The sequence below is a fragment of the Streptomyces pristinaespiralis genome, assembly GCF_001278075.1.
In the GTDB taxonomy this organism is placed as follows: Bacteria; Actinomycetota; Actinomycetes; order Streptomycetales; family Streptomycetaceae; genus Streptomyces; species Streptomyces pristinaespiralis.
On record NZ_CP011340.1, the window covers coordinates 7353578 to 7380372 of the forward strand.

Consider the following 26795-nt stretch of genomic DNA (forward strand, 5'->3'; position numbering starts at 1 on the left):
CAGTTTTGGATACGCCGTCGGCGCGCGGCTACTCACCGGTATGACAACTTGTGCGCCTCTCAGGCGGGCGGACTCGTCATCATGTGAGCATTCGCGCGGTCCGGAGCCGGACGGCGACCGCGTGCCACCAGCGCGGCGCCGATCACCGCGAGCAGGCCGCCCAGTGCCGCCGCGCCCACCGGAGCGGTGGAACCGAGGACGGCGAGCTTGCCGCTGTCGCGTGAGGCGAGCTCGACCTGCTGCCGCTGTGTCTCCGCCGTGAACGCGAGCCGCTCGCTCTCCAGCAGCACCACCGCGTCCTTGTCCGAGCCCGGCGCGCGCAGCGTCTTACGGGGACCGATGGCGGCGTGCACGATCCGCCCGGTGCGCCGGTCCACGACCAACTCGACGGCGCTGTTGGAGTACCACTCCTCGGCCAGCACCTGCGGGGCCTTGTCCCTGCCGACCAGCCGTCCCGGCACCTGGCGCACCCCGGTCCTGGTCGGCGGCACGCTGCCGGTGAACCGCAGGCCCTCGTAACCCTGGATCTTCGCCGTGCCGCTGTAGCGGAGCCGGATCACGCCCCCGAGCGTGCCGTCCCACCAGCGGTAGGAGCGCTTCTCGACGTCGAAGGGGAACTTCAGGTAGGCCTCGCCGTCGAAGACGGGGGACTCGTCGCAGCAGTGCACCGGCTCGTTGGTGGCCCGGTCGGTCACCCAGCGCTCCAGCGTCCACTGCAAGGAGTCCCGGGTGTCGGCGGCCGGCAGGGTGGCGTCGCTGTCGACGGAGGTGGACACGTCCCACACGGCGTTGCCGCTCTTCTCGCTGTCGGCCACGTCGCCCCGTACCTGACGGGTCACCGTGATCCGCTGCCCGTGCACGGTTCTCACCTTCGAGGTGTCGAAGTAGCTGCCGGTGCCGGTGAACACGGTGGTGGTGTCGACGTCGACGGGTGTGCGCTTGGCCTGGGGTGCCACGTACCAGGCGAGAAGGGGAGCCAGCACGAGCAGGAAGACTCCTGCCCCGAAGAGCAGAAGCGAGGTCGGTGAAGCAGTACGGCGCATCCGGCACTCCTGGATCGGAAGAAGTCGCAGGGAGATGCACGGACCCCGGGCCGGTCAGCCCTCGAGGGCTCAGAACAGTAGGCAGCCACTTGACGGAATGTCAATGTACTGTCAACACTGTGCGTTCAGCCGGTGGGGGCCGGCCGACGGGTGGGGATCGCCTCCAGCTAGGAGCTGACCCGACATGCGCAGACTTCTTGCCGCCGCCGTCACCGCAGCGTTGGCCGCGGCGCTCGCCGTGGGCACGGCCCTCGGCATCGTGGCCGCGCTGCAGAGCACCCCGGAGCAGCCGAACACCCCGCTGATCAGTTACGACACCGGGCGGCCCGCCCGATGACGCGCCCCGCGTGGAGCGAGGTCCCCCAGGCGCAGCTCGACCGGTTCGCCGCGATCGCCCTCGCCGGGGCCCAGGAGCTCGCCCAGGAGATCCTCGGCGAGATACGGCGCGAGCACCCCGAACTGAGGCTCACGGGGGACGAGTCGGGCGAGCCGATGGCGCTCGTCGGCATCCGCCGCGCCATCGAGGGCTTCGTGCACAACCTGGCGTCAGGCACCGGGCGTCCCCGCGTACCGCCGGACGTCTTCCAGGAGTTCGGCCGCGGCGAGGGCCGCGGCGGCCGCAGCCTCGACTCGCTCCAGGCCACCTACCGGCTCGGCGTCAGACTGGCCTGGCGGCGGTTCGCCGAGATCGGCCAGCAGGTCGACATCGCCGCTCCCGCCATGTACGAACTCGCCGAATCCGGCTTCGAGTACCTGGACGGCCTGGTGGAACAGTCGGTACGGGGCTACGCCGAGGCCGCTGCCCGCCGTGCGGGCGAAAGGCTGCGCCTGCAACGCCAGTTGATCGACCTGCTGCTCGTGGAGCACCGCGGCGACCCGGCCGGGACGCTCGCGGAAAGGGCCGCCCGCATCGGCTGGGACCTGCCCGCCACCGTCGCCGTCGGCGTTCTGGTACGCCCCGCCAGGGAAGCCGTCGCACCGGCCGTCGAACAGGGCATCCTCCTCGACATGGAGAGCGAACAGCCGCGCATCGTCGTGCCGGAACCGTGCACCGCCGGCCGTGCGGAGACCCTGCGCCGTGCCACGGCCGGCTGGTCGGGTGCGATCGGCCCGCCGGTGCCGCTCGCGGCCGCCGCCAGGTCGCTGCGCTGGGCGGAGACGGCGGTCCGCCTCATCGAGAGCGGACTGCTGCCGGACGGCGAGGTGCTGCACTGCACGGAACGCACGGAGGAACTGGTCTTACTGCCGTCGGGGGAGCTGATCGACGCGGCGGCCCGCCGCTGCCTGGCGCCCCTCCGCGACGCCGCCCCCACCCAGGCCCGCCGCCTTGCGGAGACCCTGCTCGCCTGGATGGAGACCGCGGGCGGAGCACCCGAGGTGGCGCACCGTCTGGGCATCCACCCCCAGACGGCCCGCTACCGGCTGCGGCAGATCCGCGAACTGTGGGGCGACCTGATCGACGACCCCGACCGCCGCTTCGAGATGCTGCTCGTGCTGCGTTCCCAGCGGCTGCGCGGGCAACTGGGGGAGGGCGGTCTCTGAACGTGCGCCCGCAGCCTCACGCCCCGCCCATGACCCACCCGTACGCGGCCTCCGCCGTGAACTCCCGCTGCCCGCCCTTGAACAGCAGGTCCGCCGCGAGGAACGCGGTGTCCTCCGCCGTGTCCTCGACGTACGGCACGGCGATGCACCTCATCCCCGCCGCGCGGGCGGCCGCCGCCCCCGGCGGCGCGTCCTCCACGACCACGCAGTCGGCCGGTGCCGCGGCCAGGCGCCGCGCCGCCTCCAGGAAGACGTCGGGCTCCGGCTTGCCGCGGCCGACCTCCTCCGCGGACACGGTCACCGCGATGTGCGCCGCGAGACCGGTACCGGCGAGCACGGCCTCGATGGCGGCCCGTGAGGAACCGGAGGCCACCGCCATCGGCACGCCCCGGGCCGACAGGCGCTCCATGAACGCGCGCATCTGGGGAAACACGTCCGTCGATGCGCTCGCCAGCTCCAGGTAGGCGCGGTTCTTCGCGGCCAGCAGCTCGTCGAGCGGCGCGTCGAGGGCGTACCGGGCGCGCAGGATCTCCAGTGTCTCCCGGGTGCCGATGCCGATGAACCGCGTGTGCTGCTCCCAGTCGAAATCGAGCACCCCGTGCGCCGCGAGGACCCGGCGTCCCGCTTCGAAGTAGTTCGGCTCGCTGTCCACGAGCGTGCCGTCGAGATCGAAGATGACAGAGGGGGTACGCGCAGTGCTCATGCCGTCCAGCATGCCAAGCGCCGGTTCAGCGCGGCGCACCGGCCGACCGGCCGACGGCCTCGACCAGCGGCAGCAGCCGGTAGGGCACCCGCTCGCGCAGGGCCATCTCGGTGCGGGTGCGCACCACGCCGGGCAGATTGATCAGCCGCTGGATGACGTCCTCGAGATGTCCGTTGTCCCGCGCGGCGACCCGGGTCAGCAGGTCCCCGCCGCCGGTGATCGAGAACGCCTCGATGATCTCGGGCACGGCCGCCAGGGCGTCGCCCACCTCGTCCAGATGCCCCTGGGTGACCTCGATGTGCACGAAGGCCAGTACCGGATGCCCCAGCGCGCCGGGGGAGAGGTGGGGCCCCGTCCCGGTGATCACGCCGTCACGCTCGAGGCGGTCGATCCTGGCCTGCAGCGTCCCGCGGGCGATGCCGAGGATGCGGGCGTACTCACGCACACTCGTGCGCGGCTGCTCGATCAGCAGACGCAGGATGCGGGTGTCGAGCTCGTCCACCGCCATGGTCCGTCGGGCCCTTTCGCGGCGCGTATCAGGGACCTCCACCGTACCAATGGCCCAGTGGGACGGGCCCGGACGGGGCCGGTGCCCCGTGGCTCACCACTCGAAGTCGTCCAGCAGCGTGCCCCCGGGCGGCACCTGCCCGTCGGTCAGCGACTGTTCCGTCCAGATCACCTTCCCGGTCGGTGTGTACCGCGTTCCCCACCGGGCGGACAGCTGGGCGACCAGGAACAGGCCACGGCCGCCCTCGTCGGTGGAGGCCGCACGCCTCAGGTGGGGAGAGGTGCTGCTGCCGTCCGACACCTCGCAGATGAGGCTCCGCTCGTAGAGCAGCCGCACCCGGATCGGCTCGCTGCCGTACCGGATCGCGTTGGTGATCAGTTCACTGAGGACCAGCTCGGTGGTGAACCCGGCCGCATCGAGGCCCCACTCGTCCAGCTTGCGGCTGCACGCGCTGCGGACGGGCGCCACCGCCGCGGGGTCGCGCGGGACGTCCCAGGTGGCGATCCGGCTCTTGTCGATCAGCCGGGTGCCGGCCACGAGCAGGGCGATGTCGTCCCGCCGGGTCGCCGGCACCATGGCGTCGAACACTGCCTCGCAGATCTCCTCCGGGCTCCGGTCGGCCCGGCCCGCGAGAACCGTGCTCAGCGCGTGGAAACCGGCGTCCAGATCACGGTGGCGATGCTCCACGAGCCCGTCGGTGTAGAGGACCAGACGGCTTCCCTCCGGCAGCCGCACCTCCGCGGACTCGAACGGCAGACCGCCCAGGCCCAGCGGCGGGGACACGGGCAGCGGAAGGAACTCCACGCTGCCGTCCGGACGTACGAGGGCCGGCGGCAGATGCCCGGCCGTAGCGAGCGTGCACATACCGGAGACCGGGTCGTAGATGGCGTAGAGGCAGGTGGCGCCGGTGATCCCCTCGGTGCCCTCGCCCGGCTCGTCCTGGTCGATGCGGCCGACCAATTCGTCGAGACGGGCGAGGAGTTCGTCCGGGGGAAGGTCGAGGGTGGAGAAATTGTGGACCGCGGTACGCAGCCGGCCCATCGTCGCGGCGGCGTGCAGCCCGTGGCCCACCACGTCCCCGACGACGAGGGCGACCCGTGCCCCCGGCAGCGGGATCACATCGAACCAGTCGCCGCCGACCCGGGCCTGCGCCGGCAGATACCGGTAGGCGATGTCGACGGCGCTGTGACTGGGCACACCATGCGGCAGCAGGCTGCGCTGCAGCGTCTCGGCCATGGTGTGCTCGCGGGTGAAGCGGCGGGCGTTGTCGATGGCGACAGCGGCCCGCGTGGCCAGTTCCTCGGCGAAGGACAGGTCCTCCTCGCCGAAGCGCTCGTCGCGCTCCGAACGCCAGAAGTTGACCATGCCCAGCACCACGCCACGGGCCTGCAGCGGAGCAGTGATCAGCGAGTGGACCCCGTACGCGAGGGCGTTGTCCGCTCCTTCGGGGTCCTGGGCACGCCAGCCGTCGGCGACGGTCAGATCGGCCTCGAGCACCGCGTGCCCGCCCGACAGGGCCGCGGCCATCGGCGTCGCGGGGGAGAGGAAGCGGATCACGTCGCCCACCGGCTGGAAGGGGTGGTCCGTGCGGATGCCGGTCAGCGCGGCGCGGCGCATCTCCGTCGGAGCGCCCGACGGCTCGTCACCGTGCAGCACCGGGTTCAGCAGCTCGACGGTGACGAAGTCCGCGAACCGGGGGACCGCCACCCGGGACAGCTCCTCCGCGGTCCGCACCACGTCCAGCGTCGTGCCGATCCGCCCGCCGGCGTCGTAGAGGATCTTCAGACGCTGCCGGGCGGTCTCGGCCGTGCCGGACAGGGCCCGCAGTTCCGTGGTGTCCCGCAGGGTCGCCACATTGCCGGAGTGCCCCCCGTACGGAACCGTGGGGCGGGTGCTCACCGCGAGCAGCCGGTCCCCGGCCGAGCGCACCTCGTCGGTCACGGAACGGTCGGAGGCCAGCAGAGCGGCGATGCCGCTGTCGAGGCCGAGGTCGGTGACGAGGCGTCCGTCGGCGTCCGGCGGCAGTTCGAGGAGCCGCCGGGCCTCGTCGTTCGCCAGCATCAGCCGCCCGTCGCCCCCGACGATCAGGACGCCCTCGCGCACCGCGTGCAGGACCGCGTCGTGGTGCTCGTACATCCGGGTCATCTCGGCGGGACCGATGCCGTGCGTCTGGCGGCGCAGCCGGCGGCTAACCAGGAGGGCGCTGCCCGTGGCCAGGGCCAGTGCCCCGGCGGCGGAGAACAGGAGCATCGGGAGCTGCCGGTCCACCGCGTTGCCCACGTTCTCGATCTGTACGCCCGCCCCCACCAGGCCGATGACGTCGCCCCGGGAGTCGACGACGGGGACGACCGCCCGTGCGGCGTCGCTGGGAGCGCCTTCGTAGATCTCGGTGAAGGCCTCACCGGCTGCCGCTCGCTCGACGCCGGCGGTGCGCGCGCCGATCAGGCGCGGGTCGGTGTCGGCGTACCGGATCCCGTTCTTCGCCATCACGGTGACGAAGTCGACGCCCGCCTCCTGGCTCGCACCGACGATGAGCGGCTGGAGCGCGGCGGTGGGGTCCGGCGACGTGAGCGCGGCCGCCGTTCCGGGGGCGTGGGCGAAGGCCGCGGCGGTCGCCAGCGACCGGTTCTCCGCTTCCTGCTCGCTCTGATTCCTCGCCTGGAGCACCAGCGCGGCCACCGCGGCGATGATCAGCAGCACCGCGACCGCGATCTGCAGGAGGAGTACCTGCCCGGCGACGGTGCGCGCGCCCAGCAGGGACTCCCGCGGTCCCCACAGCGGGCGCCTCGATGTGTCGGGCCTGTGCCCGTTCATAGCGCTCCACTTCCCGGAGATGGGCGCCGACGCCGGGCGGACGCCCGGCGAAAGGCCACGTACCGCGCTCCGGACCGGGCGGTCGGCCCGGTCATGTCTCTTTTCTAACACTTGATGCGCTTTCGAGGGGTCGCCCCACGGCGGCGCGTACCACTCAGCGCACCACCTCTTCCCTTGTCATCGGGGGCTCGGCGGGCGTCAGGGCCGGCGGGCCGAGGAGCACCGCCCGGAGCACCTTCGGCGCGAACAGGGCGCTGAGCGGAGCGGTCAGCGTCAGTACGGAACGGAACGCCCGTCCGACGACCGGGTCGCCCGGGTAGCGGTGCTGGACGCGGGACAGGTACCAGCCGGCCGCCCGGTCGGCGGCCCTGACGGTCACGGCGCTGCCCACCGCCCCCGGCATCTGCTTGTCCGCCCCCGCCGAGATGTCCCAGGCCTGGCGTGACGCCTCCAGGAGCGCACGCTGGACCCGGCGTGTGGTCGGTGTCCGCCGGGGGTCGGCCAGCGCGTCGCGCAGTGCCACCGCGCTCATCGCGGCCACCGCCATGCCCTGCCCCTAGATGGGGTTGAACGTGCACAGCGCGTCGCCCGCGGCGAGGAAACCGGCCGGCCGGCGTCCGGGCCGGTCGTAGCGGCGGCGCATGTTCGACGTGCCGCGGAAGCCGAACGGCGGCGCCTCCGGCCGCGCCTCGCGCAGCCAGTCGTGGATGAAGGGATGCGGGAGACGGGCCGCGTAGGCGGTGAACCCCTCCTCGTCCGTGGGGGGTTCGTCGCCCCGCAGTCCCGAGAGGGTCACCAGGTACCGGCCGTCCTCCAGGGGCAGCACCCCGCCCCCGTACACCTGCGACGGACCGGGCAGGACGTAGTAACCGAGCGACCGGGAGCCGAGGTTGTCGCCCTTGTTGTGATAGACGCGGGAGGCGTACGCGAGGCCGGTGTCGATGGTCTCCTCCTCCGCCGGCTCCGCCCCGATCGCCGACAGCCACTGGGGCGCGCGCGAGCCCCGACCCGAAGCGTCCACCACCAGATGCGCCTCGAGCGGCCGCGGCTCCTGGCCGGCTCCCGCGCCGCGATCGCGCACCAGGACGCCCCGTACGCGCGTGGAGTCCCCGAGCAGTCCGACGGCCTCGGTCGATGTGAGGACCCTGATCGAGGGCCGGGCGAGGACGCGCCGGCGCACCAGGTGCTCCACCTGGCCGCGCGAGCCGGTGTAGAGGTGCGTCGTGGCCTCCGTACGGCTGAACCAACGGCCGCCCTGCCACTGGACCATGTCCGACGGCATGCCGACCCGGGGCGCACCCGACGCCCTCAACTCGGCCATGAAGCCCGGCAGCAGGTCCTCCAGCGCGAGCTGACCGCCCTCCAGCAGCACATGGGGGTGCCGGCCCTGTGGGACACCGGGGCGCGGTGCGGCGCCCTCGGGGAAGCGGTCCCGCTCGACGAGCGTCACCGTGTCGGCGTGGTCCGCGAGCACATGCGCCGTGAGCAGCCCGGCGAGGCTCCCCCCGACGACGACAGCGTGGCGCCCCCCTGTGCCTTGCCGCCCCCAACTGCCGCTCCGCCGCGCGTCGTCCACCATGCGTGTGCCTCCCGTGGTCAGCGAGTCGATCGAGCAAGACCAGTATCCCGGCCGGCCGTGCCCGGCTCACCGTCCTCCGGCGCCGCCCATACGCAGGAACCAGTCCCGGGCCGCGTCCGCCGCCGCCTCCAAGGTCCCTGGTTCCTCGAAGAGATGGGTCGCCCCGGGGATCACATGGACCCGGTATTCGGCGGTCAGCTGCTCGGCGGCCTCCTCGTTGAGGTCCAGCACCACGCGGTCCTCCCCGCCCACGATCAGCAGGACCGGCGCCCGTACCCGTCCGAGCGCCGTGCCCGCCAGGTCCGGACGGCCGCCCCGGGACACCACGGCGCTCACCCGGTCCGCCCTGGCCGCCGCCGCGACGAGCGCCGCGGCGGCGCCCGTGCTCGCACCGAACAGACCCACCGGCAGGGACCCGGTGTCCGGCCGTTCGGCGAGCCGGTCCACGGCCGCCGTGACCCGCCGGCCGAGCAGCGGGATGTCGAAGCGCAGTTCGGCTGTCACCCGGTCCACGCGTTCCTCCTCCTCGCTCAGCAGGTCGATGAGCAGCGTGCCGAGCCCCGCACGCTGGAGCGTCAGGGCCACCTGCCGGTTGCGCGGGCTGTGCCGCGAGCTGCCGCTCCCGTGGGCGAAGCACACGACGCCCGGAGCCGCTTCCGGCAGTACCAGATCACCCGTCAGGGTGACGTCGCCGGCGTCGATGGCGACCGTCTCCGTTGCCGTTGCCATGTGACCGCACCTCCTGCGCGTCTCGTCCGTACGGCGGCCGCTCTCCCGCCGGTGCCGCCTCGGCCCGTGCCGCCACCGCCCGGATGGGGGCGGGTACCCCTGGACGGCGAGGACCCACGACCGGACGGCGAGGACCCACGACCGGACGGCGAAGGCCGACGTCGCAACACGCCCCGGGGGAGGCCGGGTGGTCCGCGCCCCGGGCCCCGTCGGAGGGCCGGGGCCCACAGGCCGTGGGCCAATGGCCGGCTCCGTGGCTCACGGTCGCGCGCTCCGCTGAGCCAATGGCCCAGTCGGATCGGGATGAGTTGAGCCAGCGTGCCGGAAGGTGTTGTCATAGACGTGTCGATGGCGCTGCGGGATTCCGCGGCGCCTTTTTCATGCCCGGAAGAAACCCGAACGAAATGGGGGCGGTAAGCAGTGCTGAAGAGGATGTTCGTCGCCGCGGACCCGGGACGGCTGCGCCTGCGCAGTGCCGTGCGGGCCGTGCTCGGCATCGGCCTGGCGGTCGCCGTCTGCGCTCTCGCCGGTCTCGCTCTGCCCGCGGTCGTCACCGGCGGGCTCTCCGCGCTCCTCGCCCTGTTCACCGTCACGGACCGCACGGTCCGCGGCCAGGCCGTCACCACCGCGCTGCTGCCGGTCGTCGGCCTTCCCGTACTGGCTCTCGCCGCCGGCCTGCACGACCACGCCGTGCCCCGAGACCTGGCCTTCCTCGCCGTGGCCGGCGCCGGTGTGTACGCGCGGCGGTGGGGTCCGCGCGGCCACGCGCTCGGCACCTTCGCCTTCATGACGTTCTTCGTGGCGCAGTTCCTGCACACCGCGCCCCGCCAGCTCCCCGAGGTGTACGCCGCCGTGCTGCTGGCCGTGCTGGCCTCCTCGGCCGTCCGCTTCGGGCTCTGGTGCTACGAGCGGCGGCTGCCGGCACCGGTCGTCCCGGTGCTGCCCGGCGGCTCGGGACTCGCCCGGATCACCACCCGGCAGGCCGTCCAGGCGATGGCGGGCGGGGCCTTCGCGCTCGTCGCCGGCCAGGTCGTCTCCGGCGACCGCTGGTACTGGGCCGTCGGCGCCTCCTGGTGGGTCTTCGTCAACACCTCCTCGCGCGGGGAGACCCTGGTCCGCGGCTTCCGCCGGGTCCTCGGCACGTTCCTGGGCATCGGCGCCGGAGTTCTCGTCGCCGTCCCGCTCCACGGAGCGACCGTCCCCACGGCGGTGCTCACCGCCGTGTGCGTCTTCGGGATCTTCTACACCGCGGCCGTCTCGTACAGCTGGATGATGTTCGCCGTGACGGTCCTGGTCAGCCTGCTGTACGGGCTGCTCGGCTTCCTCGAGCCGGCCCTGCTGCTGCTCCGCCTCGCGGAGACGGCCGTGGGCGCGGCGGGAGCGATGCTCGCCGTGCTGTTCGTCCTTCCCGTCACCACGCACGCCACCACCCACGCCTGGATCGAGCAGGCCGTGCGCAGTGTGCACCGCTGCACCGCCGAGGCCGCCGCACGGCTGGCCGGCGCGGTGGACGCCGACCCGGCCCCGCACGTCGCGGAGCTGGAAGGGCTGCTCGCCAGGGTCCGGCTGTCGCTCGCGCCGCTGACGCATCCCCTCTCGCCGCTCCGTGCCCGCAAGGCGCGCGCCCGCCGGGTGCTGGCGCTCCTCGACGACTGTGCGCGCGAGGTGCGGGGGCTGGCCGCGGTCGCGGCGCACCCGCGCGCCTCGCACGACGCCCGCCTCGCGGCGGCCTGCCGGCGGGTGGAGGCGGCCGTCCACGCCCTGGTGGCGCCGCCCTCCGCCCCGGCGCCCGTGGCGGCCGTTCCCGTGCCCAGGCACCACCCGGGGGCCGAGGCCGCACTCGCGCACCTGCACGGCCTGGAGCGGGCGCTCGCGGAGCTGGCCGCTCCCGTCCGCACGTCGCCACGCGCACCGCTCGTAGCGGCCTGAGCCGTTCCTCCGGGGCCGCCGAGCGTTCCCCGGCCTGTCACCGGATTGGTCTGGACCAAGCTGCTACCTTCGTGGCGGCAGCAGTGATCCACGACGGACGGCCGGCGGGCCGAAGAGGGGCGGCACAGTGGCCGAGAACAGTGCGGGGCGGGCCTTCATCGGCTCGTTCACCTCGGCGGGAGGACGCGGCATCGTGGCCGCGACCGTGGACCCGGGGACCGGAGCGCTCATCGAGACAGGGGCCACCGACGCCGTCGCCGACCCCTCCTACCTGGCCGCCGTGACGACGCCCGCCGGCACGGTCCTCTACGCGGTCTCCGAGACCGAGGACGGGGCGGTGGCGGCCTTCGCCGCCACAGGCGGAGACCCGCGGCCCATCGGCCGGCAGGTGCCGGTGGGCGGCGCCTCCCCGACGCACATCGCGGTCTCGCAGGGGCACCTGATGACCGCCAACTACGGCTCCGGCAGCGTGAGCGTCCTGCCCGTGGGCACCGACGGCGCGCCCGGCCCGCTCGGCGGCGTCATGCGGCACGAGGGACACGGCCCGGTGGTGGAACGCCAGAGCGCGCCGCACGCCCACCAGGTGCTTCCCGACCCGACCGGGCGCTGGGTGCTCAGCGTCGACCTCGGGACCGATTCCGTACGGATCTGCGCGCTCGACACCGCCGCGGACGCCCTGACACCCCACCGCGAGATGCCGCTGCGGCCGGGTACCGGGCCGCGTCACCTCGCCTTTCACCCGGACGGGCGGCACGCCTACGTGCTCGGTGAACTCGAGCCGACCGTCACGCTCTGCCGCTGGGACCCGGCCGCCGGCCTGCTGGAACCGGTCGGCGAGACGGCGGTGGTCCCTGACGGCACGGCCGGTCCCGTCCACCCGTCCGCGCCGGTCGTCTCGCACGACGGCCGGCACCTGTGGGCCGCGGTCCGCGGGCGCGACAGCATCGCCGTGCTCGCGCTCGACGCTACGGGGGAGCGGGCGACGTTCGTCACCGACGTGCCGTGCGGCGGGCACTGGCCCCGGGACCTCGCACTGGATCCGACGGGCCGTCGCCTCTACGCGGCGAACGAGCGCTCGGGCGACGTGACCTGGTTCACCGTCGACCCGTCCACGGGCATCCCGCACCACAGCGGGTCCCTCGCCGTTCCGGCGGCGTCCTGCGTGGTCTTCGCCTGAAGCCTCTGCCCGGACCCGGCCGGGGCGACCCGGGGGCGGGTCAGGTTGCGGCTGGCGGACGGGATGTGCGGGACGGGGACCGGGGCCTACGCGGGTGGCCCGGCGGCGGGGGTGCGCGCGGCCAGGGAAAGTGCCGCGGTTCCGGTGCCCGGAACGTCCAGGTGTGCCCAGGAGGGGGGCGCCGACATGCACGCCGGAGGGCGGGTGGCGGACGCACTGGCGTGACGTGGGCCGGGTGCCCACGCAGGTGTGCCGGGCGGCCGGGTGCGCCGTCGGTACGCCGGTGGGCACGTGGCGCGGGGGAGCCGATGCCGGTGGCCGGAGGGCCTGGGGCGCACAGGGGCGTGCGTACGCCGGTGGGCCGGAGAGTGGCGGCGCATGCGGCGTGGTCACGGGGGCCGCAGGCCTACGCGGGTGGCCGGGCGGCCGGGGTGCGCCGTCGGTACGCCGGTGGGCACGTGGCACGGGGAGCCGATGCCGGTGGCCCGGAGGCCGGGGCGCACGAGGGTGTGCGCCATGGGGCGCCGGTCACCGGACGACGCACGCAGGGCCCGTGCCGGGCGACTCGTGTCGCCCGGCACGGGCCCTGCGCGTGATGCTCCTCGTCGGCCGTGACCGCCGCCCGGTGACGTCAGTGGGGCGGCGTCCCGGGCTGCGGCGCGATGCCCAGCGCGGTCGTGTACTGCGACAGCACCAGCTTGCCGATCGCCGGGTACGCGCCGAGCGCCTCCGCGGCCGGGCAGCCCGCGTCCTTCGCGGCGGCGTCGAGCAGGCCCTCGGGCAGCTCAGGACCCACCAGGTACGGGGCGAGAGCCAGCTGCACCGACCCGGAGCCGCGCAGCTGCTCCGCGATCGCGGCGACCGAGCCCTCCTCGTCGAGCGCGGCGGCCATCACCGGCACGGCCAGGCGCGCGGCGAGCAGCATGCCGGTGATCCCCGCGGCCTGCACCGCTTCCTCGCCGCCCACGGTGGCCAGAATGATGCCGTCGGCGGCGGTGGCCACCGTGAACAGCCGGGCGCGGTCGGCGCGCGCCAGACCGGCCTCGGAGAGGCGTACGTGCACGGCCTCGGCCAGCAGCGGGTGCGGGCCCAGGACGTCGGTCAGCTCCGCGGCGGCGCGGCTGTCCATGACGGCCTGTCGGACGCGGCGCATCAGCGCGTTGTCCGGGCCCGCCAGCAGCGGCACGACGACCGCGGCGGGTCCCTCGGGCTCCGCCACCTCACGACCGGCGGCCTTGGCGATCTCGTAGCGCTCGGTACGCCGTGCGGCGGTGTGCGCGAGCACGTTCTGCAGCGTGGGGTAGTCGGCGTCGTCACCGTCGAGGTAGCCGATGGCGACGTCGAGGCCGGGCAGCTCGGACCGGGCGATGCTTATGACCTCTTCGGCCAGGCTGCGCGTGGTGGGCGACGGGGCGCCGGGCACAGCGAGCACGAGGGCGGGCGCGCCCTCGGGAGCCGCCACGGGCTCCGGGCGACGGTGTCGCCCGGACTGGCGGGGTCGCGGCATTCGTACAGGCAGGCCGGGTGCAGGCCCAGTGGAGGAGCTCATGGCGCCGCATGCTACTGGTTTTGCCTGAGCGGCTGTTCGGGGAGGGGGCGGACGAGCGTCATCTGTCCCGGTTTATCCCGTGGGGCGTTCGTGACCGTCCCGCCACCCCGTCCCACCTGGGACGTAGAGCATCGTCGGATGCTCCGGCAACCGCAGTTCACCGGCCGCGAGGGAGGCCGCGAGGCGCAGCGCACCGAAGAGCGGGTCGCCGTCCGCGGGCACCTGGCGGGCGTGCGGCAGCTGCCCGGCCAGCTCGGCACGCAGCGGGCCGAGCAGCGGTTCGCCCAGCTTCAGCAGTCCGCCCGTCAGGGCGACCTCGCAGCCCTCCGGCACCTCGTCCGCCGGAGGGCAGACGGCGGCTGCGGCCTCCGCGATGTGCCCCGCGGCCCGCTCGAGGATGCCCGCCGCCACCGGGTCGTGCCCGGCGCACCGGCCGACCTCGGGGGCGAAGGAGGCGAGCACCGCGGGCCGGTCCGTGCGGGGGTAGAGCATCCCCGGCACCTCCGCGGCCGGGCCGAACGTCGACTCCATCCGCTCCAGCAGTGCGGCCGAGCCGCCCCGCCGGCCGTCGTGGGCGCGCAGCGCCGCCTCGAGCCCGGCCCTTCCGATCCAGGCGCCGCTGCCGCAGTCGCCGAGCAGGTGGCCCCAGCCGTCGGCACGTCGCCAGGAGGTCAGGTCGGTGCCGAGGGCGATCATTCCGGTGCCGGCCGCCACCACCGCCCCCGGCACGTCGCCCAGCGCGCCCGCGTACGCCGTGACCGCGTCGGCGGCCAGGCCCATTCGCCGCACGCCGAGCGCGTTCTCCAGCGCGGCGGGCAGTTCGGCCCGCAGCCGGCCGCCCAGTGTGGCCATCCCGGCCGCGCCGATCACCACGGCGGACAGCCGGCCGGTCCCGGCCTTCTCCATGAGCTCCCGCACCATGGGAACCAACTGCTCCCGCATGTGCCCGGCGTCGATCCCCGCGCCGCCGGTGCGCACCGGCTCGGCGGAGAAGGCGGTCCGCGCCTGCGCCGGCTGCCCGGCCTCCGCGAGCGCCACGCGCAGTCCGGAGCCGCCCGAGTCCACACCCAGCACCCAGCTCACGGCAGCCGCCGGGTGAGGGGGCGGGCGTCTTGACGCGGCGACAGCTCGTTCACGCGACTCCAGGAAGAAGGGGACCGGCAACGACGGCGGCAGCCTATCCCCAGGTCGGCCATGTCGGTGTGCGACGGGGGAGGTTGGGGCCGTAGGGGCGCTGTTCCGGACCGGCGGTCGAGTGCGGCCCGTCCGCGTCCCCGCGGTCTCCCCGGCGGGCGCGAGCGCTCAGGGTCCGCTGGGCGTCCTCGGGCGTCGACGTCTGCGGGGCCCGGGCACTGCACCGCCGGTCGGAGGGCACTGTGTGGGCCGGTAGAGTGACGGGCCGTGGCAGCACGACCGTTGAGTGAACTTGTGGAGCCCGGCTGGGCCGAGGCGCTGCGCCCCGTCGCCGGGCGCATCGCGGCGATGGGTGACTTCCTGCGTGCGGAGATCGCGGCGGGCCGGACCTATCTGCCGGCAGGGCAGCATGTTCTGCGCGCCTTTCAGCAGCCCTTCGACGAGGTGCGGGTGCTGATAGTGGGACAGGACCCCTACCCCACACCGGGAATGGCGATCGGCCACAGCTTCGCGGTCGCACCCGAGGTCCGTTCGCTGCCGGGCAGTCTGGAGAACATCTTCCGGGAACTGCACACGGACCTCGGCGTGGACCGCCCGTCGAACGGCGACCTGACTCCCTGGACCCGTCAGGGTGTGCTGCTGCTCAACAGGGCGCTGACGACGGCCCCTCGCAAGCCCGGGGCGCACCGCGGCAAGGGCTGGGAGGAAGTGACCGAGCAGGCCATCAGGGCGCTCGCCGCCCGGGGCAAGCCGCTGGTGTCGGTGCTGTGGGGTCGTGACGCCCGCAATGCCCGCCCCCTGCTGGGTGACCTGCCGGCCATCGAGTCCGCGCACCCCTCGCCGATGTCGGCGGACCGGGGCTTCTTCGGTTCACGGCCCTTCAGCCGTACCAACGAACTCCTGCTCCGGCAGGGGGCCCAGCCGGTCGACTGGCGGCTCCCGTAGCCACAACGAGGACGCAGCACGCGTACGGGGCGGTGATCTCCCGCAACAGGGTCAGCGCCTCGCGCAGTTGTGTCATCCGGCGCTTGCCGAGGTGGGCCTTCCCCTCCTTCTCGGCCTCGGCGACCACGGCGTCGGCGACGGTCTTGGCCGCCGAGGCCCGCCCGGCGCCGCGGACCGGCCTGGCCCGCTTGTCGGTCGGGTCCGGCATCCGCTTCACATAGCCGGCCTCGGCCAGGACATCGCCCTCGCCCTGGGACGGGAGCGCACCATGCCGGAGCCCGCCGCGGCCGACGCGGCGGACCGGGTGTGGACCCTGCGCTTCCCGCCCCGGCCGTGGCCGCTGCCGAAGGCGCGGCTCGTCGCCACCGACACCGACCGGGCCCGCGGCACGGGGGAGGAGATCAGCGCGCCGATCTCGGCGCTGCTGATGCTCCTCACCGGCCGTGCGCAGCATCTCCTCCCTCCGCCGCGCCCCGGCGCTCGCGCAGTCTCCGGACCGACGTGAGTCTCCCCCTCACTTCATGACGGCCGCCCGCACGCACAGCACGTCCGGCAGATGTGAGGCGAGCAGCTGCCAGCTGTCGCCGTCGTCCGCGCTCGCGTACACCTCGCCGTTGCGGTTGCCGAAGTAGACGCCCGCCGGGTCGGCGTCGTCCGTGCACAGGGCGTCCCGGAGCACCGTGCCGAAGTGATCGCCCTCGGGCAGGCCGGCCGACAGCGCCTCCCAGGTCTCGCCCGCGTCACCGGTGCGGTACACGCGGCAGCGGCGCTCGGCGGGGACACGGTCCGCGTCGGCGGTGATCGGGAACACGTACGCGGTGTTCGCGCGGTGCGGATGCGCGGCCATGGCGAAGCCGAAGTCCGACGGCAGCCCGGTCCCGATGTCGGTCCACTTCGCCCCGGCGTCGTCGCTGCGGAACACGCCCCAGTGGTTCTGCAGATACAGACGGTCGGGGTCTACGGCGTCCTGCGCGATCTTGTGGACGCACTGGCCGAACTCCGGGTTCGGGTCGGGGAGGAAGACCGCCGACACGCCCTGGTTCGACGGTGTCCAGCTCTCCCCGCCGTCCTTCGAGCGGAACACCCCGGCCGTGGACACGGCGACCGTCACGGCCAGCGGGTCCCTCGGATCGGTGATCACGGTGTGGACGGCTTCTCCGCCGCCGCCGGGCACCCACTGGGAACGCGTCGGGTGCTCCCACAGCGGCCGGACGAGCTCGAAGCTGGCGCCGCCGTTCTCCGAGCGGAAGAGCGCCGCGGGCTCGGTGCCCGCGTAGACCACGTCCGGGTCGGCGTCGGAGGCGGGGTGCAGCTGCCAGACGCGCTCCAGCGACGCGCCCGTGTCCTGGGGGAACTTGACGGCCGGCTTCTCCGGCTCGGTCCAGGTCTTTCCCAGGTCGTCCGAGTGGAACACCGACGGGCCCCAGTGCGCGCTGTCGCCGCCGACGAGGAGCCGTGGCACGGCGCGGCGGGTGTCGATGCCGATCGAGTACACGGCCTGCGCGTTGAAGTGCGGGCTACTGAACTCCCAGGTGCCGCCGCTCCTGCGGCCGATGAAGAGCCCTTTGCGTGTGCCCACGGTAAGAAGAACATCGGTCATGACCTGCTACCTCCAGGACGCCTTTGTCTCGGTTGTGGGCCAGTCTGCACCCGGCCACTGACAGTGGCCCGCAGGACGCTCTCGGCGCAGGTGGGCGCCCTTCACCCGGACCGGCCCGGCAATGGAAGTGCTGACCGCCGGCAGCCCCGGAACTCATCGGTGACACGGAAACGCGGACACATCGGCCGCCCCGGCCCCACGCGTCCACGCGCCGCCCCGGCGGGGGCCGAGCCACGCTTGCCCGCGCCGACCCGACCGCGCCCGCCCGCACCGACCCGCACCGCGCCGACCCGCGCCGCGCGACCCGCCCGCACCGACCCGCACCGCGCCGCGCGACCCGCCCGCACCAACCCGTACTGCGCTGCGCCTGCGCGCCGACCCGCGCCTGTGCGCAAAACGTGGCGTGCGCAGCGAGCCCGCGCGGAAGGCGGGCCCCCGCGGGCCCGCTGCAACGCGGACCCCGCGCCGACCCGCACCGCGCCCGCCTGCGTCGAGACTGCCCGCACCGACCCGCACCGCGCCGACCCGCGGCGCGCGACCCGCCCGCACCGACCCGTACTGCGCTGCGCCTGCGCGCCGACCCGCGACTGTGCGCAAAATGTGGCGGGCGCAGCGAGCCCGCGCGGAAGGCGGGCCCGCGCGGGCCCGCTGCAACGCGGACCCCGCGCGGGCACACCGCAGCCGCAGCTGCCTCGCGCGGAGGCGGCTGCCGACCGCCTCCGCGGCGCGGCCCGACACCGCTCAGACCGAGCGGTGGTACTGCTGCGGCACGTGCACATCGCCGCCCAGTTCGCGTGCCGCGTGACGCGCCCACGAGGGGTTGCGGAGCAGCTCGCGGCCGAGCAGCACCGCGTCGGCCTCGCCGTTCGCGAGGATCTTCTCCGCCTGCTCCGCGTCCGTGATCAGGCCGACCGCGGCCACCGGCAGGTCGGTCTCCGCCTTGACCCGTGCCGCGAACGGAACCTGGTAGCCGGGGCCGGTGGGGATCCGCACGCGGGCCGCGTTGCCGCCGCTGGAGACGTCCAGGAGGTCCACGCCGTGCTCCTTGAGGAGCGAGGCGAAGCGGACGGTGTCGTCCGGTGTCCAGCCTCCCTCCTCGAGCCAGTCCGTGGCCGAGATCCGGAAGAACAGCGGCAGTTCCTCGGGCCAGACGGCGCGCACCGCGTCCACGACCTCCAGCGCGAAGCGCACGCGGTTGTCGAAGGAGCCCCCGTACTCGTCGGTGCGGTGGTTGCTGTGCGGTGACAGGAATTCGCCGATCAGGTAGCCGTGCGCGCCGTGGATCTCGGCGACCTTGAACCCGGCGTCCAGGGCGCGGCGGGCCGCGTCGGCGAACTGCCCGACGATCTCGGCGATCTGCACCCCGGTCAGCTCGTCCGGTACGGGATGCCCCTCGACGAAGGGGATCGCGCTGGGCGCCACGGGCTGCCATCCGTGCTGCTCCGGACCGACCGGCTCGCCGCCGTTCCACGGCCGGTCGGTCGACGCCTTGCGTCCGGCATGGGCGATCTGGATGCCGGGCACCGTGCCCTGGCTCTCGAGGAACGCGGTGATCCGGCGGAACGCCGCGACCTGGGTGTCGTTCCAGATGCCGAGGTCGGCGGGGCTGATGCGTCCCTCGGGACTCACCGCGGTGGCCTCGACGAGGATGAGGCCGGTGCCGCCGGCGGCGCGGGCGGCGTAGTGGGCGAAGTGCCAGTCGCCGGCGACGCCCGCGTTCGGGCCGAAGACCTCGGCGCTGTACTGGCACATCGGCGCCATCCAGACGCGGTTGGGGATGGTCAGTGACCGAAGGGCGTAGGGCTCGAACAACGCGCTCACTGCGGGCTCCGTTCGGGAGAGGTCCGGTGTACTCCTCGTACGATAGACACCGTAGTACGATGGAAGTCAAACTACGAGGGATATCGAACTACGAGAGCCGCCGAATTTCGCCGGTCACCGGTTCCGGGTGAGGGACGACGTGAGAGGGGAACCACGAGGGGCGTCGAACTACGAAGGGCCTCGTACCATGGACCTCCCCGGACGAAGCGGAGCCGTCGTGACCACCGTGACCAGCCCTCGAGTGCTCGCCCACCCCGGCCGCGACGAGATCCGGCTGGAGAACGTGCTCCATGCCCTCGCCGACCCGATGCGACTGCGTGTCGTGCGTGAACTCGCGGCCGGTGAGGCGGACCTGACGTGTTCCGACATCGAGCTGCCGGTCACCAAGTCGACGACCACCCACCACTTCCGGGTGCTGCGCGAGAACGGCGTGATCCGCCAGACCTACCAGGGCACCGCGAAGATGAACGGCCTGCGGCGGGACGACCTCGAAGCGCTGTTCCCCGGCCTGCTCGACCGGGTCCTCGAAGCGGCGGAGGCCCAGGAACGCCGCCTCGCCGACGACTGACACGCCCCCGGGACCAGCCTTCGCCGGCGTTCGCCCTCGTCAGTGCCCGGCCTCGCCGGGGCCGCCCGAGCCGGTTTCCCGTGCCGCCCCCAGGAGCCCCGCCCAGTCCGGGATCTTGACGGGCGGCCTGCCCAGGGCGCGCCCCAGCGCCGCTTCCGCCTCCTCGATCGCCAGCCACCCGCGCCACCGCACCGGCTGCTGCCCGAGGGCCCGGAGCTCGGCCTCCGGATCCGCGGCGAGGGGCCGCCCCACCAGGGCGGCCGCGTCCTCGAGCAGGGAGTTGACGGTCTCCTTCGCGCACGGGCGGTTGGTGCCGATCACACCGTTCGGGCCGCGCTTGATCCAGCCCGCCACGTACTCGCCGGGCGAGAAGCGACCGTCCCGCACGACCCGTCCCGCGACGTTCGGCACCACTCCGCGATCGGCGTCGAACGGCAGCCCTTCGGTCGGCACGCCCCGGTATCCCACCGCGCGCAGCACCAGCTGCGCCTCGATGTCCTGGTACGCGCCGGTCCCGCGTACGCCGCCCGTGCCGTCCGGCTCGGTCCGCTCGAAGCGGACACCACCGACGCGGCCGTCACGTTCCAGCAGCTCCACCGGCCGCAGGAAGAACCGCACATGGATGCGGCGAGGCCGGCCCTGCAGGGGCCTGGCGGCCCACTCCCGTACGACGGTGAGGTTGCGCCGCACGATCGCGGGCACGGCGGCAGGATCGGCGTACGCCGTTTCCAGCGCGAGATCCGAGGGGTCCACCATGACGTCCGCCGAGGGCAGGGCGCCCAGCTCCCGCAGCTCCTTGGTGGTGAACTTGGCGCCCGACGGGCCGCGCCTGCCCACCATGTGCACATCGCGCACCTGGCTGGCCGCCAGTGCGGCGAGCGCCCGTTCAGGGACGTCCGTCCCGCGCAGCTCGTCCGCGCCCCGCGCGAGGATGCGCGCCACGTCGACCGCCACATTGCCGACGCCGATGACGACGGCCGACCGCGCCCCGAGGGCGAACGCGTCCGGGGGAGCGTCGGGGTGGGCGCTGTACCAGGAGACGAAGTCGGTGGCCGAGTGGCTGCCGGGCAGGTCCTCGCCGGGGACGCCGAGCTTGCGGTCCCTGGCCGCGCCCACGCAGTACACGACCGCGTGATAGAGCTCCAGCAGCTTCGCCGGACCGAGGCCCGCCCTGCCGACCTCGACGTTCCCCAGGAAATCGATCCGGTCGTCCTCGAGGACCGCCCGCAGGCTGTTCTGCAGCGACTTGATCTTCTCGTGGTCGGGAGCCACGCCGTAGCGCACGAGCCCGTACGGGCAGGGGAGGCGGTCCAGGATGTGCACCCGGACATCGGGCACAGCGGTCTGGCCGACGAGGGCCTGCGCGGCGTAGACCCCGCTGGGACCCGATCCGACGACGGCGACGCGAAGCACGTGGCGCTCCTTCCCGCAGGGGGATCTCCAGCATCGCACCGGAGTGCGTCACTGGGGAGGCTTGCGCCCGCGCGTCCTTCCCGGCGCGTCCCGAGGCGGTCCGGCCCCTGCCCGCGTCACATGTTCCGCATCCGGCCGATCTCGGCCGTCTGCTGCGCGATCACGTCGTTGGCCATCTCCTCGACCTGGACGTTGTTCCCCTCGGACAGCACGTCGGCGGCCATCGTCACGGCGCCCTGATGGTGGGTGATCATGAGCTTCAGGAAGAGCTCGTCGAAGGCGCTCCCGTCGGACTCGCGCAGCTGCTTCAGCTGCGCCTGCGTGGCCATCCCGGGCATCGCGCCGTGGTCGTGTCCATGGGCGCCGTCCTTCTTCGGGCCGCCGTTGTTCGCGAGCCAGCCGCGCATCGAGTCGATCTCGGGCTTCTGGGCGGCGGCTATCCGCTCGGCGAGCCGCTTCACCTGTGTCGACTCCGCCCGTTGCGGAGCGAGCGCCGTCATCTGCAGTGCCTGCTCGTGGTGTTCGATCATCATCTGCGTGTAGCCGAAGTCCGCGGAGTTGGGGCTGTCGTCCGGCAGCGCCGCGGCGGCCTCCTCCGCGGACAGGGTCCTGGCCGGCTCGCCGGGCTTGCCGGGCGCCACCACGGAGGGACCGTCCCCGCCCGCCGCCTTTTTCCGGCCGTCGGACTCCGACTCGCATGCGCCCAGGGCCAGTACGGCCACGGCGACCGCCGCGGCCGCGGCCGATCTGCGCAGACGCGCGGTACGGGGGCGGTTCAACACGGGTGACCTCCTGGGGAACTCGGGCCTCTTGGAACGGCCGCCTTCACTTACTGCGCACGTGTCGCCGGTCAGAAACCTTGATTACGTCCGTGTTGCCATCTGTTGAGATGTGCATGCTAGGGAAGATACTGCCGGGGTCCGTGAACCGTTCAACCATGAACGGATACCAGGGGAGGACCGTAGTGATCCTGTTGCACACCACCCGAGTGCGACGCAGACGACTGGGTGTCGCCGCGGCGGCCGCCGGACTGCTCGCCACCATGCTGGCGGCGGGGCCGGCGGCGGCGATTCCCGATCCGGGAGACGCCACCGCCCGCGAGGGCATCTCCGCGAGCGAGTCGGCGGAGACCAGGTCGGCCATCCGCGACGGCGAGATACCCGGCGTGGACGAGGTCGTTCACAGCGACAACATCGAGCACGTGACGAACATCCCCAAGGATGCGATCACCGGCACCAACTCGGACCTGGCCTTCCAGGGCAGGTACGCGTTCGCCGGCAACTACGACGGCTTCGTCATCTACGACATCAGCAACCCGCGGAGCCCGAAGACCGTTTCGCAGGTCCTGTGTCCGGGATCGCAGAACGACATCACCGTCTCCGGCGACCTGCTGTTCCTGTCCACCGACTCCTCACGGAGCGACAACTCCTGCAACAGCACGTCCCAGCCGGCGACCGAGAAGTCGTCCTGGGAGGGCATGAAGATCTTCGACATCAGCGACAAGAAGAACCCGAAGTACGTCGCCGCGGTCGAGACGGCGTGCGGTTCGCACACCCACACGCTGGTGCCCGAGCGCAGGAACGTCTACGTGTACGTCTCCTCGTACTCGCCGAACGCCGCGTTCCCGGACTGCCAGCCGCCGCACGACGGGATCTCCGTCATCAAGGTGCCGCGCAAGGCCCCGGAGAAGTCGGCGATCGTGAACTTCCCGGTGCTCTTCCCGGGCGAGGGACCCGACGGCGGCGGCAACCCGGGCTCGCCCACCAACCCGGGCGTCTCCAAGACCACGGGCTGCCACGACATCACCGTGCTGCCCTCCAAGGACCTGGCCGCCGGTGCCTGCATGGGTGACGGCATCCTGTTCGACATCGAGGACCCGGAGCACCCGAGGGTCATCGACCGGGTCCAGGACAACGTCAATTTCGCGTTCTGGCACTCGGCCAGCTTCAACCAGAAGGCGAACAAGGTCGTCTTCACCGACGAGCTCGGCGGCGGCGGCGCGGCCACCTGCAACGCCGAGATCGGCCCGAACCGCGGTGCGGACGGCATCTACGACATCGTGGGCAAGGGCGACAAGCGCAAGCTGGTCTTCCGCAGCTACTTCAAGATCCCGCGCCACCAGGCCGCGACCGAGAACTGCGTGGCCCACAACGGCTCCCTGATCCCGGTCAAGGGCCGCGACATCATGGTCCAGGCCTGGTACCAGGGCGGCGTCTCCGTGTGGGACTTCACCGACTCCTCGAAGCCGAAGGAGATCGCCTACTTCGAGCGCGGGCCGCTGAGCACCGACAGGCTCTCCGTGGCCGGTTCCTGGTCCGCGTACTACTACAACGGCTACATCTACTCCAACGACATGTCCAAGGGCTTCGACGTCCTGAAGATCAGCGACCGGCGCACCGACGCCGGCGCGAAGGTGCGGATGCACGAGCTCAACGTGCAGACGCAGCCGGACTACTTCGACGACTTCGACGACTGATCCGGGATGTGACGTGACGCGCCGCCGGGCGGGGGACCGCCCGGCGGCGCACCCAGTTCCCAGTCCAGCCCGTACCGCTGGAACAGCTCCGCGCGCAGCCGCGCGCGGGCCATCGGTACGCCCGGCAGCAGCAGGGCGAAGACCGCGCCCATCAGCAGCCCGCGCAGCAGCGGATAGTCGGTGTCGACGTCCCGTGATCCGTAGCGCTCCACCGTGTCCCGCAGCAATGAGGCGAGCCGTTGCTGCTCCGGGCACTGCACGAAGCCGTCGGCCTGCAGGAGTCCCGCCATGTGCGTGCGCATCAGCACCGGATGCTCGGTCGCCAGGCCGAGGATCGCGTCGATGGCTCTCGCCAGCCGCTCGCGGCCGTCCTCTGTACGCGGTTCCCTCTCCAGCGCCGCCTCGAGCGTGAGGTGCATGAGCCGGTGCACGGCCGACTGCAGCAGCTGCCGCTTGCCCGGGAAGTAGTACGAGACGAGGCCGCGCGCGGAACCGGCCCGGTCGGCGATGTCGCCGAGCGTCGTGGCCTCGTAACCGCGCTCGTCGACCAGCTCCACCGTCGCCTGCAGAAGCCGCTGGCGAGAACGTCGACGAAGCTCTTCATTGACCGATGCGCTTCGCGGGGACATGCTTGGCTCCTGCGTTGACTGGCTCACAGCCAATATACTCAGCGCGTCCCGTCGTCCGGCCCTCGGGGGCCGGGGCCGACGGGTGGTGCTGCCCGAACCGGGCGACGCGGGGGATCGTCCGGTTCGGGTGGCTTTGTTCTGCTTCCAGTCTCCTACGGCGCGGGCCGCCGGTCGACGAGTCCGAGCACCGGAAGAAGCCCCGCGGGCCGTTCGTCCACCGGCAGATGGTCCACGAAGTGGACGGCGCAGCCCAGCTCCGCGGCACCGCCGTCGGCGCGGCGGTCGTCGCCCACCATCAGCACCTCGCGCGGATCGCGCCCCAGGCCCTCGCACGCCGTCCGGAACAGCCGGGCATCGGGCTTCTGCACCCCGTGCTCGAACGACAGGGTGTACGTGTCGACCAGATCGTCGAGACCATGGGCCCGGAATACCGGACGCAGGTCCCAGCCGATGTTGCTGACCACGCCGACGCCGACGTCCCGCTCGCGCAGCCCGCGCAGCACCTCGGCGGCGTCCGCGTAGGGGCTCCAGGCCGCGGGCGTCATGTGACGGTCGTAGAGGGCGTCGTACAGGGCCTCGTCCGGCAGGGGCACCTCGCGTGCCAGTCCCGTGTACGCGGCACGGTGCCGGTCCGTGTCCGTGTCCCGTACCGCCCACAGCTCGGCCAGGTGTCCGGGGATCCGCTGCGGGTGGGCTCCGCCCGGCAGCGCGCCGGCCGCCTCCAACCGCCGGGCGCACCGGTCGAGTTCGTCCGCGGACAGCGGCGACCCGTGCTCCCGCAGCACCGCGCGGAGCCAGCTGCGGGCCGACTCGATGCGAAAGAGCGTCCCGGAGAAGTCGAAGAGAACAGTCCTGATCGTCATGACCGGGATCCTCGGCCGCTCAGTGGCCGCGGGACAAGGCCACCCGCCTGTAGGAGGCCACGGCGAGCGTGACGACGCACGCCCCGAGGAGCCAGCCGCCGATCACGTCGGAGGGCCAGTGCACCCCCAGGTAGAGCCGGGTGAAACCGACCCCGGCGACGGAGACGGCCGCGGCGGCGAAGCACCACATCCAGGCGGCCCTGGCCATGTGCCGCCTGCACAGCCAGAGCAGCAGCCCGCAGGTGACCACGGCGGTCATCGCGTGCCCGGACGGAAAAGCCGCGTAGTGCGCCGAGTCGACCGGGTCGGGCCACAGGGGCCGCTCCCGCCCTACGAGGGCCTTCACGCCCTGCTGGAGGCCCGTCCCGAGCGCACTGGCGAGCCCCACCCACACCGCCAGGAGACGCTCCCCGCGCAGCCACAGCCAGACGACCGCCGCCGCGGACAGCAGCCGCATGGTCCACGGGTCCCACACCCAGTCGGTCAGTACGCGGTTGACGTGCGTGAACGTCGGCTCCTCGACCGCGGAGCCGTGCAGCGCGTCCACCACCGCCCGGTCGAAGGACATCAGCGGTGACCAGGTGAGGACCACCGCCACCAGCAGCAGAACGCTCAGCCCGGCCGACACCGCGCAGGCGCGGACGCACAGGGCGCTCGCCCGGGCCCTCCGCTCGGGCCGCGCGGTGCGGGGGGAGGCGTCATTGCCGTGGTGGGGGGCGACGGGGTCCGTGGAGTGGGGGGAAGACATGAACAAATCCTGTCTTCTTTGCGGCCGTACGGCTATCCCAGCGCGCGCAGTCCCGGCACGAAGGCCACGAGCAGCGGAACCACCGGGACCAGGGCGGCGGCCGCCGTCAGCCGCAGCCGGCGGGCCGGAGTGAGCCGGGGCACCGGCGTCAGCAGCCGGTTCACACGGTGCGGCAGTTCCGCTCCCGGTGTGGGGCAGGGCCCGAACACCCCGCGCTCCTCGTTCAGTTCGACCAGGGCCAGCGCGATCGTGAGCCGTCCGTAGCGCCGTGAGGCGACGTCGTCCGCCGCCAGTTCGACCAGCCGGTGCATCTCGTCACGGAAGGCGGCGAAGACGGGGATCTGCGGAAAGCCGTTGGCCAGGGCGGCCGAGCAGTGCAGCAGCCAGTCGTGCCTGGCCCGTGCGTGGCCCTGCTCGTGCGCCAGGACCGCGTCGAGCTGCCGGCCCTTCAGCCGCCGCAAGGCCGCGGTGGTGATGATCAGCTGGGGCGCGGCGCCCGGCAGCCACCACGCGTCCGGCCGCTCGGCCTCCAGGACGACCAGGGGCTCACTTCCGGGGACCTCGTCCGGCATCAGGGGGGAGCGCACGAGCAGCTCGGCGCGCTGCCGCTTGCGCCGGACGTGCGCCCGGTGGATCTCCCGCGCCAGCATGGCCCCGGTCCACACGCCGCAGAATGCCAGGACCACCGCGAGGGCGGCGGACCACCACGTCTCGGTCGCCCCGAGCGCGTACGCCTCCACGACGCCGTGCGGCGCGGACGCGAAGACATGGCCCCGCACCAACTGCCAGGCGGCGGCAGCGCTGAAGATCATGGACAGCGCGAACGACAGCAGCACGGCGGCGACCACGCACTGCCAGACCCACAGGGCGACGACGGGCTCGCGCTCCGGCCAGTCGGCACGCGACACCAGGCGCGGGGCGACGACGGCGGCCAGTGCGCCGAGCATCAGCAGCGCAAGCGAGACCATCATGGGGGCAGCCTATGAGCGCGGGGCTACCTGCGGGTATGCCCGTGCGCGTCAAGT

The 26795-nt window shown here is 73.2% G+C and carries 23 protein-coding genes and 1 pseudogene; 8 read left to right on the plus strand and 16 right to left on the minus strand.

Going from position 1 to position 26795, the window contains the following annotated elements; genetic code table 11:
- Nucleotides 1-59: 59 nt before the first annotated feature.
- Entirely contained in the window at nt 60-1043 is a 984-nt protein-coding gene (locus SPRI_RS31650; RefSeq protein WP_005320468.1) for a DUF3068 domain-containing protein, read from the minus strand.
- A 184-nt stretch (nt 1044-1227) separates the two neighbouring features.
- On the opposite strand from SPRI_RS31650, the gene SPRI_RS38965 reads away from it, so the two are divergent.
- Both SPRI_RS38965 and SPRI_RS31655 read left to right on the plus strand, forming a co-directional pair.
- Entirely contained in the window at nt 1228-1380 is a 153-nt protein-coding gene (locus tag SPRI_RS38965) for a hypothetical protein (RefSeq protein ID WP_005320469.1), read from the plus strand.
- Entirely contained in the window at nt 1377-2585 is a 1209-nt protein-coding gene (locus tag SPRI_RS31655; RefSeq protein ID WP_005320470.1) for a helix-turn-helix domain-containing protein, read from the plus strand. Before SPRI_RS38965 ends, SPRI_RS31655 begins: the two co-directional genes overlap by 4 nt.
- A gap of 16 nt (nt 2586-2601) precedes the next feature.
- Here the strand turns inward: SPRI_RS31655 and SPRI_RS31660 are convergent, their stop codons facing one another.
- The 5 genes and pseudogenes from SPRI_RS31660 to SPRI_RS31680 all read right to left on the minus strand — a co-directional run bounded on the left by SPRI_RS31660 (nt 2602) and on the right by SPRI_RS31680 (nt 8918).
- The gene (locus tag SPRI_RS31660; protein ID WP_037777142.1) at nt 2602-3288 is read right to left on the minus strand and encodes an HAD family hydrolase; all 687 of its coding nucleotides are present in this window, start codon (nt 3286-3288) and stop codon (nt 2602-2604) included.
- A gap of 25 nt (nt 3289-3313) precedes the next feature.
- Nucleotides 3314-3796, minus strand: coding sequence for an Lrp/AsnC family transcriptional regulator (locus SPRI_RS31665; RefSeq protein WP_037775347.1), 483 nt, complete (start codon nt 3794-3796; stop codon nt 3314-3316).
- A 93-nt stretch (nt 3797-3889) separates the two neighbouring features.
- Nucleotides 3890-6610, minus strand: coding sequence for a SpoIIE family protein phosphatase/ATP-binding protein (locus SPRI_RS31670; protein ID WP_005320473.1), 2721 nt, complete (start codon nt 6608-6610; stop codon nt 3890-3892).
- A 154-nt stretch (nt 6611-6764) separates the two neighbouring features.
- Nucleotides 6765-8189, minus strand: a pseudogene (locus tag SPRI_RS31675) (FAD-dependent oxidoreductase).
- Between the two features lie 66 nt (nt 8190-8255).
- Entirely contained in the window at nt 8256-8918 is a 663-nt protein-coding gene (locus SPRI_RS31680; RefSeq protein ID WP_005320474.1) for a dienelactone hydrolase family protein, read from the minus strand.
- A gap of 420 nt (nt 8919-9338) precedes the next feature.
- Between SPRI_RS31680 and SPRI_RS31685 the strand changes: the two genes are divergently transcribed.
- Both SPRI_RS31685 and SPRI_RS31690 read left to right on the plus strand, forming a co-directional pair.
- Entirely contained in the window at nt 9339-10847 is a 1509-nt protein-coding gene (locus SPRI_RS31685; RefSeq protein WP_053557561.1) for an FUSC family protein, read from the plus strand.
- Nucleotides 10848-10974: 127 nt separating this feature from the next.
- Nucleotides 10975-12024 (plus strand): lactonase family protein, encoded by a 1050-nt coding sequence (locus SPRI_RS31690; protein ID WP_053557562.1) that lies wholly within the window; start codon nt 10975-10977, stop codon nt 12022-12024.
- Nucleotides 12025-12655: 631 nt separating this feature from the next.
- On the opposite strand, the gene SPRI_RS31695 is transcribed toward SPRI_RS31690, so the two are convergent.
- Both SPRI_RS31695 and SPRI_RS31700 read right to left on the minus strand, forming a co-directional pair.
- Nucleotides 12656-13573 carry a sirohydrochlorin chelatase gene (locus tag SPRI_RS31695; protein ID WP_005320480.1) on the minus strand — a complete coding sequence of 306 codons (918 nt, stop codon included), beginning with the start codon at nt 13571-13573 and terminating at the stop codon, nt 12656-12658.
- 72 nt (nt 13574-13645) lie between these two features.
- Nucleotides 13646-14656, minus strand: coding sequence for an N-acetylglucosamine kinase (locus tag SPRI_RS31700; RefSeq protein ID WP_238996264.1), 1011 nt, complete (start codon nt 14654-14656; stop codon nt 13646-13648).
- A gap of 318 nt (nt 14657-14974) precedes the next feature.
- Here SPRI_RS31700 and SPRI_RS31705 point away from each other — a divergent pair, with 318 nt between their 5' ends.
- Nucleotides 14975-15652, plus strand: coding sequence for a uracil-DNA glycosylase (locus SPRI_RS31705; RefSeq protein WP_005320481.1), 678 nt, complete (start codon nt 14975-14977; stop codon nt 15650-15652).
- Between the two features lie 268 nt (nt 15653-15920).
- Nucleotides 15921-16157, plus strand: coding sequence for a hypothetical protein (locus SPRI_RS31710; protein WP_005320485.1), 237 nt, complete (start codon nt 15921-15923; stop codon nt 16155-16157).
- A gap of 9 nt (nt 16158-16166) precedes the next feature.
- Here SPRI_RS31710 and SPRI_RS31715 read toward each other — a convergent pair whose 3' ends face one another.
- Together SPRI_RS31715 and SPRI_RS31720 are read right to left on the minus strand one after the other, a co-directional pair.
- Nucleotides 16167-17252, minus strand: a complete 1086-nt coding sequence (locus SPRI_RS31715; protein ID WP_005320486.1) for a WD40/YVTN/BNR-like repeat-containing protein — start codon at nt 17250-17252, stop codon at nt 16167-16169.
- A gap of 741 nt (nt 17253-17993) precedes the next feature.
- Nucleotides 17994-19073 (minus strand): NADH:flavin oxidoreductase/NADH oxidase, encoded by a 1080-nt coding sequence (locus tag SPRI_RS31720; protein ID WP_053557563.1) that lies wholly within the window; start codon nt 19071-19073, stop codon nt 17994-17996.
- A 217-nt stretch (nt 19074-19290) separates the two neighbouring features.
- Here SPRI_RS31720 and SPRI_RS31725 point away from each other — a divergent pair, with 217 nt between their 5' ends.
- The gene (locus SPRI_RS31725) at nt 19291-19641 is read left to right on the plus strand and encodes an ArsR/SmtB family transcription factor (RefSeq protein ID WP_005320490.1); all 351 of its coding nucleotides are present in this window, start codon (nt 19291-19293) and stop codon (nt 19639-19641) included.
- 39 nt (nt 19642-19680) lie between these two features.
- Here the strand turns inward: SPRI_RS31725 and SPRI_RS31730 are convergent, their stop codons facing one another.
- Both SPRI_RS31730 and SPRI_RS31735 read right to left on the minus strand, forming a co-directional pair.
- Complete coding sequence (locus SPRI_RS31730; RefSeq protein ID WP_005320491.1) at nt 19681-21054, minus strand: FAD-dependent oxidoreductase; 1374 nt, start codon at nt 21052-21054, stop codon at nt 19681-19683.
- Nucleotides 21055-21170: 116 nt separating this feature from the next.
- On the minus strand, nt 21171-21836 hold the full coding sequence (locus tag SPRI_RS31735) for a DUF305 domain-containing protein (protein ID WP_005320493.1): 666 nt from the start codon (nt 21834-21836) through the stop codon (nt 21171-21173).
- A 182-nt stretch (nt 21837-22018) separates the two neighbouring features.
- Between SPRI_RS31735 and SPRI_RS31740 the strand changes: the two genes are divergently transcribed.
- Nucleotides 22019-23530: an LVIVD repeat-containing protein gene (locus SPRI_RS31740; protein ID WP_037775351.1), complete on the plus strand. Its 1512-nt coding sequence runs from the start codon at nt 22019-22021 to the stop codon at nt 23528-23530.
- Here SPRI_RS31740 and SPRI_RS31745 read toward each other — a convergent pair.
- The 4 genes from SPRI_RS31745 to SPRI_RS31760 form a co-directional block, all read right to left on the minus strand.
- Nucleotides 23506-24159, minus strand: coding sequence for a TetR/AcrR family transcriptional regulator (locus tag SPRI_RS31745; protein WP_037775353.1), 654 nt, complete (start codon nt 24157-24159; stop codon nt 23506-23508). The genes SPRI_RS31740 and SPRI_RS31745 overlap by 25 nt on opposite strands.
- Nucleotides 24160-24311: 152 nt before the next feature.
- Nucleotides 24312-25022: an HAD family hydrolase gene (locus SPRI_RS31750; protein ID WP_005320500.1), complete on the minus strand. Its 711-nt coding sequence runs from the start codon at nt 25020-25022 to the stop codon at nt 24312-24314.
- Between the two features lie 19 nt (nt 25023-25041).
- Complete coding sequence (locus SPRI_RS31755) at nt 25042-25770, minus strand: phosphatase PAP2 family protein (protein WP_005320502.1); 729 nt, start codon at nt 25768-25770, stop codon at nt 25042-25044.
- 32 nt (nt 25771-25802) lie between these two features.
- Nucleotides 25803-26741, minus strand: coding sequence for a M56 family metallopeptidase (locus SPRI_RS31760; protein ID WP_037775355.1), 939 nt, complete (start codon nt 26739-26741; stop codon nt 25803-25805).
- Nucleotides 26742-26795: the final 54 nt, after the last annotated feature.

What these genes read in the sequence shown, in the direction of transcription:
- SPRI_RS31650 (WP_005320468.1), bottom strand. Translation starts at nt 1,043, where the DNA reads ATGCGCCGTACTGCTTCACCGACCTCGCTTCTGCTCTTCGGGGCAGGA.
- SPRI_RS38965 (WP_005320469.1), top strand. Translation starts at nt 1,228, where the DNA reads ATGCGCAGACTTCTTGCCGCCGCCGTCACCGCAGCGTTGGCCGCGGCG.
- SPRI_RS31655 (WP_005320470.1), top strand. Translation starts at nt 1,377, where the DNA reads ATGACGCGCCCCGCGTGGAGCGAGGTCCCCCAGGCGCAGCTCGACCGG.
- SPRI_RS31660 (WP_037777142.1), bottom strand. Translation starts at nt 3,288, where the DNA reads ATGAGCACTGCGCGTACCCCCTCTGTCATCTTCGATCTCGACGGCACG.
- SPRI_RS31665 (WP_037775347.1), bottom strand. Translation starts at nt 3,796, where the DNA reads ATGGCGGTGGACGAGCTCGACACCCGCATCCTGCGTCTGCTGATCGAG.
- SPRI_RS31670 (WP_005320473.1), bottom strand. Translation starts at nt 6,610, where the DNA reads ATGAACGGGCACAGGCCCGACACATCGAGGCGCCCGCTGTGGGGACCG.
- SPRI_RS31680 (WP_005320474.1), bottom strand. Translation starts at nt 8,918, where the DNA reads ATGGCAACGGCAACGGAGACGGTCGCCATCGACGCCGGCGACGTCACC.
- SPRI_RS31695 (WP_005320480.1), bottom strand. Translation starts at nt 13,573, where the DNA reads ATGAGCTCCTCCACTGGGCCTGCACCCGGCCTGCCTGTACGAATGCCG.
- SPRI_RS31710 (WP_005320485.1), top strand. Translation starts at nt 15,921, where the DNA reads ATGCCGGAGCCCGCCGCGGCCGACGCGGCGGACCGGGTGTGGACCCTG.
- SPRI_RS31715 (WP_005320486.1), bottom strand. Translation starts at nt 17,252, where the DNA reads ATGACCGATGTTCTTCTTACCGTGGGCACACGCAAAGGGCTCTTCATC.
- SPRI_RS31745 (WP_037775353.1), bottom strand. Translation starts at nt 24,159, where the DNA reads ATGTCCCCGCGAAGCGCATCGGTCAATGAAGAGCTTCGTCGACGTTCT.
- SPRI_RS31750 (WP_005320500.1), bottom strand. Translation starts at nt 25,022, where the DNA reads ATGACGATCAGGACTGTTCTCTTCGACTTCTCCGGGACGCTCTTTCGC.
- SPRI_RS31755 (WP_005320502.1), bottom strand. Translation starts at nt 25,770, where the DNA reads ATGTCTTCCCCCCACTCCACGGACCCCGTCGCCCCCCACCACGGCAAT.
- SPRI_RS31760 (WP_037775355.1), bottom strand. Translation starts at nt 26,741, where the DNA reads ATGATGGTCTCGCTTGCGCTGCTGATGCTCGGCGCACTGGCCGCCGTC.